Annotated in this window: 17 protein-coding genes; 13 read left to right on the plus strand and 4 right to left on the minus strand. The window is 71.7% G+C overall.

The window, feature by feature from the left end:
- The first annotated feature begins 197 nt into the window (after positions 1 to 197).
- Both ACFE76_RS12865 and ACFE76_RS12870 read left to right on the plus strand, forming a co-directional pair.
- Positions 198 to 1115, plus strand: coding sequence for an RDD family protein (locus ACFE76_RS12865; protein WP_375432160.1), 918 nt, complete (start codon positions 198 to 200; stop codon positions 1113 to 1115).
- A gap of 211 nt (positions 1116 to 1326) precedes the next feature.
- A complete protein-coding gene (locus ACFE76_RS12870; protein WP_375432161.1) occupies positions 1327 to 3135 on the plus strand; it encodes an SdrD B-like domain-containing protein in 1809 nt (602 codons plus the stop codon).
- Between the two features lie 9 nt (positions 3136 to 3144).
- Here ACFE76_RS12870 and ACFE76_RS12875 read toward each other — a convergent pair whose 3' ends face one another.
- The 4 genes from ACFE76_RS12875 to ACFE76_RS12890 form a co-directional block, all read right to left on the minus strand.
- The gene (locus ACFE76_RS12875; protein ID WP_375432162.1) at positions 3145 to 3939 is read right to left on the minus strand and encodes a hypothetical protein; all 795 of its coding nucleotides are present in this window, start codon (positions 3937 to 3939) and stop codon (positions 3145 to 3147) included.
- The gene (locus ACFE76_RS12880; protein WP_375432163.1) at positions 3936 to 4811 is read right to left on the minus strand and encodes an oxidoreductase; all 876 of its coding nucleotides are present in this window, start codon (positions 4809 to 4811) and stop codon (positions 3936 to 3938) included. Before ACFE76_RS12880 ends, ACFE76_RS12875 begins: the two co-directional genes overlap by 4 nt.
- A gap of 258 nt (positions 4812 to 5069) precedes the next feature.
- Positions 5070 to 5639 (minus strand): isochorismatase family protein, encoded by a 570-nt coding sequence (locus ACFE76_RS12885; protein ID WP_375432164.1) that lies wholly within the window; start codon positions 5637 to 5639, stop codon positions 5070 to 5072.
- Complete coding sequence (locus ACFE76_RS12890; protein ID WP_375432250.1) at positions 5636 to 7018, minus strand: nicotinate phosphoribosyltransferase; 1383 nt, start codon at positions 7016 to 7018, stop codon at positions 5636 to 5638. The genes ACFE76_RS12885 and ACFE76_RS12890 overlap by 4 nt, the downstream gene beginning before the upstream one ends.
- Positions 7019 to 7105: 87 nt before the next feature.
- On the opposite strand from ACFE76_RS12890, the gene clpS reads away from it, so the two are divergent.
- From clpS to ACFE76_RS12945, 11 genes are all read left to right on the plus strand, one after another.
- On the plus strand, positions 7106 to 7432 hold the full coding sequence (gene clpS, locus ACFE76_RS12895; RefSeq protein ID WP_375432165.1) for an ATP-dependent Clp protease adapter ClpS: 327 nt from the start codon (positions 7106 to 7108) through the stop codon (positions 7430 to 7432).
- Between the two features lie 30 nt (positions 7433 to 7462).
- On the plus strand, positions 7463 to 8038 hold the full coding sequence (locus ACFE76_RS12900; protein WP_375432166.1) for a DUF2017 domain-containing protein: 576 nt from the start codon (positions 7463 to 7465) through the stop codon (positions 8036 to 8038).
- A gap of 80 nt (positions 8039 to 8118) precedes the next feature.
- The gene (locus ACFE76_RS12905) at positions 8119 to 8589 is read left to right on the plus strand and encodes a Mov34/MPN/PAD-1 family protein (RefSeq protein WP_375432167.1); all 471 of its coding nucleotides are present in this window, start codon (positions 8119 to 8121) and stop codon (positions 8587 to 8589) included.
- 72 nt (positions 8590 to 8661) lie between these two features.
- Complete coding sequence (locus tag ACFE76_RS12910; RefSeq protein WP_375432168.1) at positions 8662 to 8934, plus strand: MoaD/ThiS family protein; 273 nt, start codon at positions 8662 to 8664, stop codon at positions 8932 to 8934.
- Positions 8935 to 8936: 2 nt separating this feature from the next.
- Positions 8937 to 9887 carry a PLP-dependent cysteine synthase family protein gene (locus tag ACFE76_RS12915; protein WP_375432169.1) on the plus strand — a complete coding sequence of 317 codons (951 nt, stop codon included), beginning with the start codon at positions 8937 to 8939 and terminating at the stop codon, positions 9885 to 9887.
- 71 nt (positions 9888 to 9958) lie between these two features.
- Positions 9959 to 10759 carry a glutamate racemase gene (gene murI / locus ACFE76_RS12920; protein ID WP_375432170.1) on the plus strand — a complete coding sequence of 267 codons (801 nt, stop codon included), beginning with the start codon at positions 9959 to 9961 and terminating at the stop codon, positions 10757 to 10759.
- Positions 10760 to 10783: 24 nt separating this feature from the next.
- Positions 10784 to 11575, plus strand: a complete 792-nt coding sequence (locus ACFE76_RS12925; RefSeq protein WP_375432171.1) for an MBL fold metallo-hydrolase — start codon at positions 10784 to 10786, stop codon at positions 11573 to 11575.
- A gap of 75 nt (positions 11576 to 11650) precedes the next feature.
- Complete coding sequence (gene rph / locus ACFE76_RS12930; RefSeq protein ID WP_375432172.1) at positions 11651 to 12370, plus strand: ribonuclease PH; 720 nt, start codon at positions 11651 to 11653, stop codon at positions 12368 to 12370.
- Positions 12363 to 13031, plus strand: a complete 669-nt coding sequence (gene rdgB, locus ACFE76_RS12935; protein WP_375432173.1) for an RdgB/HAM1 family non-canonical purine NTP pyrophosphatase — start codon at positions 12363 to 12365, stop codon at positions 13029 to 13031. Before rph ends, rdgB begins: the two co-directional genes overlap by 8 nt.
- Positions 13028 to 13846 (plus strand): thymidylate synthase, encoded by an 819-nt coding sequence (locus ACFE76_RS12940; RefSeq protein ID WP_375432174.1) that lies wholly within the window; start codon positions 13028 to 13030, stop codon positions 13844 to 13846. Before rdgB ends, ACFE76_RS12940 begins: the two co-directional genes overlap by 4 nt.
- Position 13847: 1 nt before the next feature.
- Positions 13848 to 14351: a dihydrofolate reductase gene (locus ACFE76_RS12945; protein WP_375432175.1), complete on the plus strand. Its 504-nt coding sequence runs from the start codon at positions 13848 to 13850 to the stop codon at positions 14349 to 14351.
- Positions 14352 to 14357 lie beyond the last annotated feature (6 nt).

Raw genomic sequence — 14357 nt, forward strand, 5'->3', positions numbered from 1 at the left:
GGTGCTCCCGATCTCACGCTGATCAGTGGGTGGCTCGTGCGGCGTAGCGGCCACAGAGGCTACAAGGTATAGCGCAAGCCGAGCCTCATGCCCAGACCTGTGGTGTTGGAGCCGAAGGTGTTTCGTCAGTGGTCGAACCGGCCGGGTCGGCGGCGCGGAGCGACGCCGGCACGGGGGCCAAGACCTAGAATGCTGCGGTGTCTGATATCCCCGTAGGTAGTCCGCCCGTCCCGCCCGGCCGCCACGCGGCGCCGTCGGGTTGGTACGAGGACCCGACCGACACCGCCCAGGACCGCTACTGGGACGGCTGGCAGTGGTCACGCAACACCCGGGCCCGCGAGGGGGCCGCCCCGGCGGCCGCGTACCCGCCCGCTCCGCCGAACGGCGCTGCTCCGGGACCGACCAGCCAGCCGCCGCAGGGGTACGGCCAGCAGGGGTACGGCCAGCAGGGTTACCTGCCCCAGGGGCAGCAGGGGTACGCACCCCAGGGCCAAGGTCAGCCGGGCTACGGCCAGCAAGGGCAGGGCTACGGCGGCTACAGCCGTCCGGGGCCGCCGCCGGGGGCGCGGGCCGGTCAGGCCTGGGCGACGGCCGACGGGGTTCCGTTAGCGGGCTGGTGGTGGCGCGTGCTGGCGGCCTTCGTCGACAGTGTGATCGTCTCGCTCGTCTCCACCCTGGCCAGCCTGCCCCTGCTGCTGCCCATCCTTCGACGCTTCTCGGCCCTCTTCACCGAGGCGGTGCGCGCGGCCGAGCAGGGACAGGTGGCCCCACCGCCGGACTACTTGTCGCTGATCTCGGCCGGCGACCAGTTCCGGCTGGCTCTGATCACGGTGGCGTTGACCTTCGCCTATCAGCTGCTGTTCCTGCGCTGGCGCGGCGCGACCCCCGGCAAGCTGCTCTGCGGTCTGCGGGTCGTCCTGCAGGACCAGGGCCAGAACCGGACCTCGCTGCCCTGGCGGGCGGTCGTGGTCCGGGCGGGCGTCTGGGCAGCGCCCGGGCTCTACGGCGCGCTCGTCCTTGTCCAGCTGCTCGACGTGCTGTTCCCGCTCTGGCAGCCCCGCCGCCAGGCGCTGCACGACCTGGCCGCGCAGACGCAGGTGATCCGCCGTCGATGACGACAAGCGTGGATAACGTTTGCCTCGCGCTTCTCCGACGATGTGCAGCCGGTGCGGTCGTCTGACTATATTGAACCCAGATCGGGGCGTTCGGGGCGCTCCTGTCCGCACCGAGTGGAGTGTCCCCGGTTTGTGACCCTGCAACCCAAAGGTGCCCGTGCTTCGAACTCCACGTCTGCTGATTCCGGCCTGCGCGGCCGGAGTCCTGACGTTGGCGACCGCTCCTTGGACGATGGCGCCGGCGTACGCCGACACCACCGACGGTACGATCACCGTGCTGGCCGACCTGGACGCGAACGGTGATGGTGCCTTCACCGACGGCGTCGACGCCCCGCAGAGCGGGATCACGATCACGGTCACCGACGTCAGCGGCCACTCTCGGGATGGCGTCACGGACGAGGACGGCAAGTTCGAGCTCAAGGCGTCCGACGAGCTGACCGGTGGGCGCTACTTCGTCGTGGCCAACATCCCGGACTCGCTCGGCCTGGTGCCGGTGCCGGCGGGCGAGGGGTACTCCCCGCTGAACACCACCGTCGACGTGACGGCGGGAGACCAGACCATCCGCTTCGGAGTCGCCACGACCCCCGCGACGCCCACGCCGACAGAGTCTGAGGCCTCCGACCCCACGACCGACCCCGAGCCGGACACCGGTCCGACCGCGTTGGAGACCGCGGCGGCGGCACCCCCACCGGCGGTCGACCCCTCAGAGCCGTCGTTCGCCGTCAGCGGCTTCGTGTGGCAGGACCTCGACCGGCAGGGGACCCAGGACGACAGCGATCTGCCCGCGGAGCCGACGAGCGTTCAGCTGCTCGACGCCGACGGGCACGTGGCGGCCTCCACGGTCACCCGCTACGGGCGCTACCGCTTCGACGGCCTCCCTCCAGGGGTCTACTCGGTCCGGTTCAGCGGCATCAAGGAGGGCTTCCGGTTTGCCCCGACCGGCGTGGGCAGCGCCGGCCGCGACTCCGACCCCGACAACACCGGGGTCACGCCGCCGTTCACCCTCGACGTCGGCGCGCCCAACGTGCACCTGGTCTCGGGCACTAACGCCGACTACCTCAACTCCACCATCGACGCCGGCCTTTCCCCGCTGCGGTACGCCGTCGGCGCCCAGGTCTGGCAGGACACCAGCGGGGACGGCATCCAGCAGGCCGGGGAACCCGCCAGCCAGGCTCGGGTGGCGCTGCTCGCGGCCGGCACCAACACCGAGCTCGCCACGACCACGACCGACCCCGCGGGACAGTTCCTGTTCGACGACCTCCCGAACGGGAGGTACCGGCTGCGCTTCAGCGACCTCGGGGCCCACCGGCAGCTCACGTCCGCGCACGTCGGCAGCAATCCGGCGGTCGACTCCGACCCGGACCCGCGGTCTGGGATGACGGCGGTCTTCAGCCTCGGGCAGTCCTCGACCGAGCTGGTGCCGGCGCGCGACTTCGGCCCGGTCGACGCGGACTTCGTGGACGCCACGCTGAACGCCGGCGTCGTCGGCAGCTACACCATCAAGAACCGGGTCTGGCGAGACGTCAACGGTGACGGCCTGTTCTCACCCGGCGAGTCCGGCATCGGTGGGGTCAGGGTCCAGGTGCTGAACGTGGCCGGCGCGGTGGTGGCCACGACCACGACCGACCGAGACGGGTGGTACGAGTTCAGCTTGCTACCGGCCGGTCAGTACCAGCTGAAGTTCAAGCGTCCGGCGGGCTTGCACTTCACCGCCACCGGTGCGGGGGGTGACCCTCTGGCCGATTCCGACGTGTACCTGGACGGGCTGACGGCGCCCATCACCGTCGACGAGGACCACCCGGAGGAGACTGCGGTCTCCGCCGGCCTCACCGCCTCCGCGGCGGTGGCGGCCAGCACGGCGCCCACCACGGCACCGAACGCGTCCGCCTCCGTGGCCGGTCAGCCCACGCTCAGCGGCACCGGCGGTCTACCTGCCGCCGTTCCCGTGGGCGGCGCGATCCTGCTGCTGGCCGGAGCCGCTCTGGTCTGGGTCGCCCGACGGCGACGTAGCCGCCGCTGAGGCGCCGCCTCAGTAGCGGACCACACCCAGCTGCACCAGGCCGGACACGGTCGCGGTCAGGTCCGTCGCGGCGAGCGCGAGCAACCGTCGCCGCACCCGGGCGGACGTGACCTCGTCCCACGCGGTGACGGCGGCCCGCAGGTGATCGGGGTCGCGCCGCGCCAGCAGGTGGGCCGCGTCGGCGGTCCCCGCCCCGTCGACCAGCGCCTGCACCGCCACCAGCAGGGCGGCAGCATCAAGTCCGGGCGCCGTACCGGCCCCGGGCCAGCGCACGCTGAACGGCAGGTCGGCCTCGATCAGGACCGACAGCTGCTCGGCCAGTGCGGCGGCCGTGCGCGCGTCGTCGGCGGGCGGACCGGCGGCGGTGAGCGCAGCGAAGAGCCCCGCAGCCTCGACCACCTCGACGGCACGGACCCAGCCGGGCGCCAGCGGCAGCCCGACCTGGACGATCACCTCGTCCAGCTCCTCGGCGGCGATGGCGACCCGGGCGGCGTTGCCAGCCAGGTCGTCGAGGTCGCGTAGCGGGATCACGGCCCCGACCAGGCGCAGTCCCGGCAGTCGGCGGCGGCCCAGCGCCACCAGGCTGCCGGCTCCACCCTCGACGAGCACGGTGACGTCGAGCTCGGCCTCGGTGGGCGCCGCCAGTCGGGCGGTCGCGGAAAGCGCGCGCTCGGGCAGCAGCAGGGACCGGACCAGCGAGCCGTACCCGGTGTCCCGGTGACCGGCGACGACGCTCTCAAGACCGCCGCCGACCGCCGGCTGGTCGTCGAACAGCCCGTCCAGCAAGCCGGCCGGGCCCCTCACGGGTAGCAGACCCCGGTCAGCTGCTCCGAGGCGGTCCAGAGCTGCCGGGCCAGGTCGGCGTCGGTGGCGGCAGCGCTGCGGCCGACCAGGGCCGGGAAGCCGCGCATCCCCGCAAAGCCGTCAGGCCCGACGTAGCTGCCGCCCGGCAGGTCCGTGACCGCAGCGTAGAGGGTCGGTAGCGCGCCAGCGGCGTCGCTCTGGGCGAACAGCCGGTTGGCCAGACCCATCGCCGCCCGGCCGATCGGATTGGCCGAGCGGGTCTGCAGATTGGTGGCGGCGTAGCCGGGGTGCGCGGCCAGGGCCCGGACGGGCGAGCCCTGTTCCTGCGCCCGCCGTTCCAGCTCGAGGGTGAAGAGGAGGTTGGCGAGCTTGGACTGCCCGTACGCCGCGTACGCGGTGTAGCGACGTCGTTCGAAGTTCAGGTCGTCGAGCACGATCTTGCCGCGGCGGTGCAGGTCGGAGGAGACCGTGACCACCCGGTCGGTGATCGAGGGCAGCAGCGCCACGGTGAGGGCGAAGTGGCCGAGGTGGTTGGTGCCGAACTGGCGCTCGAAGCCGTCGACCGTCGTGCCCTTGGGGACCGCCATGATGCCGGCGTTGTTGATCAGCACGTCCAGCGGACCGGACCAGCCCTCGGCGAACGCCCGCACCGAGGCGAGGTCGGCTAGGTCCAGCTCGCGGACCTCGACGTCGCCGGTCATGGTGGCGGCCGCCTCGTCCCCCCGAGCCCGGTCGCGGACCGCCAGCACCACCCGTCCGCCCGCTTTCGCCAGAGCGGCGGCGCTCACCCGGCCGAGCCCGCTGTTCGCGCCGGTGACCACGAAGGTCCGCCCGGTCTGGGAGGGGATCTGGTCGGTGGTCCAGGCGCTCATGACGGCCAGCCTAGGTAGGGGCAGCGACTCCAGCAACGCGCCCCGAACCTGCTCGAAGGCCCTCCAAGACGCGTCCTGAGCCTGGTGACGAAGGCCACGCCTCCTGCGGCGCGGCTGGTCGAGCCGAGCACGGATCATTGCGTAGAGCTGAGCCGCGACTATGCGGCTCAAGTCTCCGCAATCTTTCCCCAGCAGCGTGAGAGGGCTCTTTCCGCCCCTCCCGGTCATCTTCGTGCTCGCGGCGCGTTGCTGCCTGCGTCAGCGGACGGCGACGCCGGCGGCGCTCAGCTCGGTCAGGGTGGTCGCGACCCGGTCCGGGGCGACGGCGGCGGTCAGGTCGAGCAGCACGGTGGTGGCAAAGCCGGCGGCGGCCGCGTCCAGGGCGGTCGCCCGGACGCAGTGGTCGGTGGCGATGCCGCAGACGTCGACGGCGTCCACCCCGCGCTCCCGCAGGAAGGCGGCCAGCCCGGCGCCGTCGGGGCTGAGACCCTCAAAGCCGGAGTAGGCCGCCGCGTACTCGCCCTTGTCGAAGACCGCGGCGAAGTCCCGGAAGGTCAGCGCGTCGTGCAGCTCCACGCCCGGGGTGCCCACCTCGCAGTGCCGCGGCCAGCTGTCGACGAAGTCGGGCTCGGCGGAGAAGTGGGCACCGGGGTCGACGTGGTGGTCGCGGGTGGCCACCACGACGGCGTACGGGTGCTCGGTGGTGAGCAGGTCGCTGATCCCCGCCGCTACGGCCGCCCCGCCGGCGACGGCGAGCGACCCGCCTTCGCAGAAGTCACGCTGGACGTCCACCACGATCAGCGCCCTGGTGGTGGGGTCGCCGGTCACGCCTCGGCCGTCCGGACGGCGTACGGGTTGCCGACGCTCACCCCGGCACCGGCGTAGACGGTCTCGATCACCGGTTCGCCCCGCGACATCTTGGACGCCTCCAGCGGCAGCTCGGCCCGGCTCCGCCGGTGCCGTTCCCGGGCGGCGGCCAGCGGTTCGTCGCCGACCACTTCACCGGCGCGGACCAGCGGCACTAGCAGCTCGCGGTCGTCGGAGTCGTGCCGCGAGACCGCGCCGACGCCGATCAGCTCGGCCTCGGCGACCCCGTCGGCCGACAGCTGCCGGACGGCGTACTTGCGACCGCCGACGGAGATCTTGTCGGTGCTCTTCTTGGCCACCGGCACCATCGGCGCGCCTGGGTCCTCGGAGCCGGCGCGGGCGACCAGCTTGTAGACGAAGCCGCAGGTCGGGTGCCCGCTGCCCGTGACCAGCGAGGTGCCGACGCCGTAGCCGTCGACCGGCGCGGCCGAGAGGGCCGCGATGGTGTACTCGTCCAGGTCGCTGGTCACGATGATCCGGGTGGACGTGGCGCCGAGGGAGTCCAGCAGTCCGCGGACCCGGGTGGCCATCTGCGCCAGGTCGCCGGAGTCCAGCCGGACCGCGCCCAGCCGGCCGCCGGTCAGCTCCACGCCGGTCCGGACGGCCGTGTCGACGTCGTAGGTGTCCACCAGCAGGGTCGTGTCCTCACCGAGCGCGGCGATCTGGGCGGCAAAGGCCTCCCGCTCTTCTCGGTGCAACAGGGTGAACGAGTGCGCAGAGGTGCCTCGGGTCGGGACGCCGTAGCGCCGGCCCGCCTCAAGGTTGGAGGTCGCCTCGAAGCCGGCGATGTAGGCCGCTCGAGCGGCGGCGACCGCGGCGAGCTCCTGGGTGCGGCGCGACCCCATCTCGATGCACGGTCGGTCGCCGGCCATCAGGGTCATCCGGGACGCGGCTGAGGCGATCGCGGCGTCGTGGTTGTAGATGCTGAGCAGCACCGTCTCCAGCACCACCCCGGCGGCGAAGCTCGACTCGACGATCACGATCGGCGAGCCGGGGAAGTAGATCTCGCCCTCGGGATAGCCCCAGATGTCGCCGTTGAAGCGGAAGTCGGCCAGCCAGTCGGCGGTCGCACCGTCGACCACCCGGGCCTCGCGCAGGAACCGCAGTGACTCCTCGTCGAAGCGGAAGTGGGTCAGTGCCCGGAGCGCCCGGCCCACCCCGGCGACCACGCCGTAGCGCCGGCCGGGGGGCAGCCGCCGGGCGAAGAGCTCGAAGACGCAGGGCCGCTCGGCGGTCCCTGCCTGTAGCGCGGCCTGCAGCATCGTGAGCTCGTAGTGGTCGGTGAGCAGCGCGGTGGTGGGGACCTCGCGGGGCCCCCAGGGGTTCGCCCCCGTCGGCAGCACGTCGGTACCGCTCTGCTGGGTGACGGTCACGGCGGTCAGCCTAACCAGCCCGCTGATGTGCCGCGACGGCGCGGGTTTGCCAGAATGGGCGCCATGGCCGAATCCGAGGAGGGCAGTGTCGTCCCTGCCGGCGGGACGGCGATCGCCGAGCGCCCGCTGGAACAGACCACGCCGCAGACCCCGTGGGTGACCATCGTCTGGGACGACCCGGTCAACCTGATGTCGTACGTGACCCACGTCTTCGTGACCTACTTCAACTACGGCAAGCCGAAGGCCACCAAGCTGATGATGCAGGTGCACACCGACGGCAAGGCTGTGGTCTCCAGCGGTTCGCGGGAGGAGATGGAGCGCGACGTCGGCGCCATGCACGAGTACGGTCTGTGGGCCACCATCGACAAAGCCGATGAGTGATCCGGCTGGGCGAGCAGGGGAGCGATCGTCGTGAAGAAGTTCACCCGTCGGCGCGGGGTGATCACCACCTCTCTCAGCGGGTACGAGGTCGAGCTGTTGACCTCGTTGGTCAACCAGCTCGTCGAGCTGGTCTCCGACGGCGACCCCGAGCAGTACGCGCCGCCGGCGGAGGGCGCGGACCCTTTTGAGCGGCTGGTCCGCGACCTGCAGGCCGACCCGGACGAGCCGGAGGTCTCCGAGGACCCGGTGGTGCGTCGGTTATTCCCGAACGCCTACCCGCACGACGCGGCGGCGTCCTCGGACTTTCGCCGGTTCACCGAGCGCGACCTGCGGGCCAAGAAGGTCGAGGACGCCCTGGTGGTGCTGCACGCCCTCGGCGAGACCGGCGACGGCACCGCCGACCTGCGGATCGACCCGGCCGAGGCCGACGCCTGGCTGCGGACGCTGACCAGCGTCCGGCTCGCCGTGGCCATCCGGCTCGGCATCACCGACGCCGACAGCGCCGACGAGCTGAACGAGCTTCCCGACGAGGACCCACGCAGCTTCCTGGTCAGCGTCTACGACTGGCTCGGCTTCGCCCAGGAGACCCTGATCTCCTCGCTCTGAGCCACCCTGCCCGAAGACCGTGCGACATGGTGCCGCTTACTCCCGGCACCATGTCGCACGATCGCTGCGCAGGTCGGCCGTTGACCGTTCCAGGGCTCGACGACCAGGCTCCGGAGCGGGCCGGACACGTTAGGCTCGCCGCCGTGCTCAGCATCGCCCGCGCCCACGTGGACGCCATGGTTGCCCACGCCCGCGCCGACCACCCGGACGAGGCGTGCGGGGTGATCGTCGGGCCGGAGGGGTCGGACACTCCCACCCGCTTCCTGGCGATGACCAACGCGGACCGGTCGCCCACGTTTTTTCGCTTCGACCCCACCGAGCAGCTGCGGCTCTACCAGGACATGGAGGACGCGGACGAGGAGATCGTGGTGGTCTACCACTCCCACACCGCCACCGAGGCGTACCCGTCCCGTACCGACCTCTCCTACGCGGCCGAACCGCAGGCCCACTACGTCCTCGTCTCGACCGCCGATCCCGACGCGGTCTCGGTCCGCTCGTACCGGATCGTCGACGGCGTCGTGACCGAGGAAGAGCTCGCGATCACGGAATAGCCCCTGACGGGCAGGCGTTTCGGGACGTGGAGCGACAGCAACATGTGGACGACTGGCGATGAGAGGTTCGACATGGCGGTAGAGGTACGGATCCCGACGATCCTGCGCACGTTCACGGGCGGGGAGAAGAAGATCGACGGGGCTGGGGCCACGTTGGCCCAGGTGATCGACGACGTCGACTCCCGCCACCCCGGGCTGAAGTCCCGCCTGGTCGAGTCCGACTCGCTGCGCCGGTTCGTGAACGTCTACGTCAACGACGAGGACGTCCGCTTCGTGGGCGGCCTCGAGGCGCCGACCGCTGACGGCGACGTCATCGTGGTGTTGCCCGCCGTCGCCGGCGGCTGAGCGTGGTTCGCTACAGCTCCTTGGCCGACTCGGTCGGCCACACCCCGCTGATCGGTCTGCCCTCGCTGTCGCCGAGCTCCACGGTGCGGCTCTGGGCCAAGCTCGAGGACCGGAACCCCACCGGCTCGATCAAGGATCGTGCGGCCCTCAACATGATCAGGGTCGCGGAAGCGGCCGGCCAGCTGCGTCCCGGCTCGACGATCCTCGAGGCGACCAGCGGTAACACCGGCATCTCGCTCGCCATGGCGGCCAAGCTCGCCGGGTACCGGCTGATCTGCGTGATGCCCGAGAACACCTCGGTCGAACGGCGCCAGATCCTGGCGATGTGGGGCGCCGAGATCGTCTCCTCCGCCGCAGGCGGCGGCTCGAACGAGGCGGTCCGGGTAGCCAAGGAGCTCGCCGTCGAGCACCCCGACTGGGTGATGCTCTATCAGTACGGCAACCCGGCCAACGCCGAGGCGCACTACCTCACCACCGGTCCGGAGATCCTCGAGGACCTCCCCGAGGTGACCCACGTCGTGGCTGGCCTGGGCACCACCGGCACCCTGATGGGGATCGGCCGCTTCTTCTCCGACAAGAAGCCCGACGTCAAGATCATCGCCGCCGAGCCCCGCTACGGCGAGCTGGTCTACGGCCTCCGCAACCTCGACGAGGGGTTCGTCCCCGAGCTCTACGACCCTCAGTACGTCAGCTCGCGGTTCTCGGTGGGCTCGCGTGACGCCGTCCGCCGGGTGCGCGAGCTGCTGGAGCGCGAAGGCATCTTCGCCGGGCTCTCCTCGGGCGCCATCGTGCACGCCGCCCTCGCCCAGGCCGCCCGCGCCGAGAAGGCCGGGCTCGCGGCCGACATCGTCCTAATCATCTGCGACGGTGGCTGGAAGTACCTCTCCACCGGCGCCTACACCACCGACCTGGACGCCACCGAGGACTTCCTGGACACCCAGGTCTGGGCTTGACCCTCTTTTTGGGGCTGCGCTCGCGCTAGCCGCGCTCGCGGAGCGGCGCGGTGTCCGTAGACTTCCTCGTCATGATCCCCGACAGCAAGGCCCCGATCGGGATCTTCGACTCCGGGTTCGGCGGGCTGACCGTCGCGCGGGCGGTGATCGACCAGCTGCCGTACGAGGACGTGGTCTACCTCGGCGACACGGCCCGGTCGCCGTACGGGGAGCAGCCCATCGCCAGCGTCCGCGAGTACGCCCTCGAGTGCCTGGACCACCTGGTCGCCCAAGGGGTGAAAGCCCTGGTCATCGCGTGCAACTCGGCCAGCGCGGCCGTGCTGCGGGACGCTCGCGAACGGTACGCCGTCCCGGTCGTCGAGGTCATCCTGCCGGCCGCCCGGCGGGCGGTGGCGGCCACCCGTACGGGCCGGGTCGGGGTGATCTGCACCGATGCGACCGCCACCTCCCAGGCCTACGACGACGCCTTCGCCGCCGCGCCCCAGGTGTCCCTGCAGACGGTGGCCTGCCCGCGCTTCGTGCCCTTCGTCGAGTCCGGGGTCACCGGCGGGCCCGAGCTGCTGGCCTGCGCCGAGCAGTACCTGCAGCCGCTGCGCCAGGCCGGTATCGACACCCTCGTGCTGGGCTGCACCCACTACCCGCTGCTCACCGGCGTCATCTCCTACGTCCTCGGCGAGGAGGTGACGCTCGTCTCCAGCGCGGACGAGTGCGCCCTCGACGTCTACGCCACCTTGACCCGGCGCGGCCTCACCCACGACCGGCCGCGGACGCCCAGCCACCGCTTCCTCACCACCGGTAGCCCCGAGGCGTTCGAGGGTGTCGGCCGGCGGCTGATGGGCGGCCTCGTCTCCCGCGTCGAACAGTTCGCCTGAGCCGGTACCTGCCAGAGTGGACCCGTGGAGCTGACTGTCGTGGGCTGCAGCGGCTCGGTCTCCGGACCGGAGTCGCCGGCCTCGAGCTATCTGGTCCGAGCGCCGTACGAGGGCCGGACTTTCGCCCTCGTCCTCGACCTCGGACCCGGCGCCACCGGCGCCCTGTTCCGCTACCTCGACCCGCGCGAGGTCGACGCGATCGGGCTCAGCCACCTGCACCCCGACCACTGCCACGACCTCTGCGGCTTCTACGTCGCGGCGCGCTACTCCACCACCGCCCCCTGGCCGGGGATCAGCGTCTACGGACCGCCTGGCACCCGGGAGCGGATCGGCCGGGCGTACGAGGTGCCCGGCTCGACCTCCCGCGAACCGGGGCCCGGCATCGAGACCCACTTCGACTACCGCGACTGGCAGCCGCAGCAGCGGATCGGCCCGTTCCTGGTGCGGGCTGCACGGGTGGACCATCCGGTGGAGGCCTACGCGCTGCGGGTCACCGAGGACGTCCCCGACGGCGGCAGCCTGGTCTTCTCCGGCGACACCGGTCCCTGTTCCGCGCTCGTCGAGCTGGCCCGCGGGACCGACCTGCTGCTGGCCGAGGCCGCGTTCCTCGACCGGCCGGGCAACCCGACCGGTCTGCACCTGTCCGGACGTGACGCCGCCGAGGCGGCCGCGGCGGCCGGGGTCGACCACCTCGTCCTCACCCACATCCCGCCCTGGCACGACCGCGACCAGGTGCTCGCCGAGGCCGTGCCGCACCTGGACGGCCGCGTCGAGCTGGCGTCCCCGGGCGCGACCTGGACCATCGGCCCCCGCTAGAGTCCCGACCTGTCAGCACTGGTGGTCGCCATGGCGACCACCGACGCTGACAACTCGGGAAATAGGGTGGAGCTCATGACCCGAGCCGACGGACGCGAACTCGACCAGCTGCGCGAGGTGCGCTTCACCCGGAACTGGCTCAGCCAGGCGGAGGGGTCGGTGCTCGTGGAGTACGGCCAGACGCGGGTCCTGGTAGCGGCCAGTGTGACCGTCGGCGTCCCGCGTTGGCGCAAGGGATCCGGGCTGGGCTGGGTGACGAGTGAGTACGCGATGTTGCCGCGCGCCACCAACACCCGCAACGACCGCGAGTCGGTCAAGGGCCGGATCGGGGGCCGGACGCACGAGATCAGCCGGCTGATCGGCCGCAGCCTGCGTGCGGTGATCGACTACAAGGCGCTCGGGGAGAACACCATCGTGCTCGACTGCGACGTGCTGCAGGCCGACGGCGGCACCCGGACGGCCTCCATCACCGGGGCGTACGTGGCCCTGGCGGACGCGGTCGGCTGGCTGCGCAGCCGGAACGCGCTTGCCGGTGAACCGCTGCTGGACAGCGTCGCCGCCGTGTCCGTCGGCGTCGTCGGCGGGGTGCCGATGCTGGACCTCTGCTACACCGAGGACTCTGCCGCCGACACCGACATGAACATCGTGATGAGCGGGGCCGGCACCTTCGTCGAGGTTCAGGGCACCGCCGAGGGCGCGCCGTTCGACCGGGCGGTGCTCGACCAGCTGCTCGACCTCGGCGTCGCCGGTTGCGCCGAGCTGACCCGGCTGCAGCAGGCCGCCCTGGATGCCTGACGGCGCCCGGGTGGTGCTCGCCACCAACAACGCCAAGAAGCTCACCGAGCTACGCCGGATCGTGGCGGTGGCGGCTCCCGACGTCGAGGTGCTCGCCCTGGCCGACGTGGCGGCGTATCCCGAGCCGGCCGAGACCGAGACGACCTTCGAGGGCAACGCGCTGCTCAAGGCGCGGGCCTGCGTCGCCGCGACCGGGCTGCCGGCCCTCGCGGACGACTCGGGGCTGTCGGTCGACCGGCTGAACGGGATGCCGGGCGTCCGATCGGCCCGGTGGGCCGGCGCCGACGCGACCGACGCGAGCAACAACGAGCTGCTGCTACGACAGCTGTTCGACCTGGACGACGGCGACCGGCGCGCGCACTTCCATGCCGCGATGGCCCTGGTGCTGCCGGACGGCGCCGAGCACGTCTGTCTCGGCACCATGTCGGGGCGGCTGGTGCACGCACCGAGGGGTCAGAATGGGTTCGGTTACGACCCGCTCTTCGTGCCGGACGGGTACGAGCGGACCACCGCCGAGCTCGACGCGGCCGACAAGGACGCGATCAGCCACCGCGGTCAGGCCATCGCCGCCATCGTGCCCGTCCTGGTCGCCGAGCTCCGCCGCCTCAACCCCGACGACCTGCACTCCGACGACCGTGAGAAAGCCGAGAACCACCCGTGAAGACCTACCTGGACCTGCTCGCGCACGTGCTGGACACCGGGACGCCCAAGGGGGACCGCACCGGCACCGGCACCCTCAGCACCTTCGGCTACCAGATGCGCTTCGACCTGCGAGACGGCTTCCCGCTGCTGACCACGAAAAAGCTGCACACCCGCTCGATCGTGACCGAGCTGCTGTGGTTCCTGACGGGGTCGACGAACGTGAAGTGGCTGCACGAGCAGGGCGTCACCATCTGGGACGAGTGGGCCGACGCGGACGGTGAGCTCGGTCCGGTCTACGGCTACCAGTGGCGCTCCTGGCCCACCCCGGACGGACGGCACGTCGACCAGCTGGCCGCGGTGGTCGAGGCGATCAAGACCAACCCCGACTCCCGCCGGCACGTGGTCAGCGCGTGGAACGTGGCCGACCTCGACGCGATGGCCCTGCCGCCCTGCCACACGATGTTCCAGTTCTACGTCGCCCCCGCCGAAGGCGGTACCGGTGCACGCGGGCGGCTGTCGTGCCAGCTCTACCAGCGTTCGGCCGACGTCTTCCTCGGTGTGCCCTTCAACATCGCCTCGTACGCGCTGCTCACCCATCTGGTGGCGCAGGTCTGCGACCTCGAGGTGGGGGACTTCGTGCACACCCTCGGCGACGCGCACCTCTACGTCAACCACCTCGAGCAGGCCCGGCGCCAGCTCGAGCGAGAGCCCCGTCCGCTGCCGCGGCTCGTGCTCAGCCCGCGCGTCCGCAGCCTCGACGACGTCACTCCCGACGACATCGTGATCGAGGGCTACGACCCGCACCCGGGCATCAAGGCCCCGATCGCGGTCTGAGGTGACGACCCGTAGCCGGGGCGAGGTGATCGCGATCGCCGCCGTCGCCCGGAACGGGGTGATCGGCCGCGGGCCCGACATCCCCTGGCGCATCCCCGGTGAGCAGGCCCGGTTCAAGCGCCTGACGATGGGCCATCCGCTGGTGATGGGTCGGCTGACCTACGCCTCGATCGGCCGACCACTGCCGGGACGCACGACGCTGGTGGTCAGCCGGGATCCCGGTTTCGTGGCGGCTGGGGTCGAGGTGTTCACCGACGTCGACGCCGCTCTGGATCGCGCGCTCGCGCTCGACGACGTGGTCTTCGTGGCCGGTGGGGGACAGGTCTACCGCGCCGCGTGGTCCCGGCTCACCCGGCTCGAGATCACCGAGGTCGATCTCGTGCCGGACGGGGACGTGACCTTCCCGCCGACCAGCTCCCGCGAGTGGACCGAGACCGTCCGCGAGAAGCACGACGGCCACGCGTACGTGAGCTATTCGCGTGCCAGGAACGCGCCTGACGGCTAGGCTCCT

The organism is uncultured Friedmanniella sp. (genome assembly GCF_964244005.1).
Classification (GTDB): Bacteria; Actinomycetota; Actinomycetes; order Propionibacteriales; family Propionibacteriaceae; genus Microlunatus.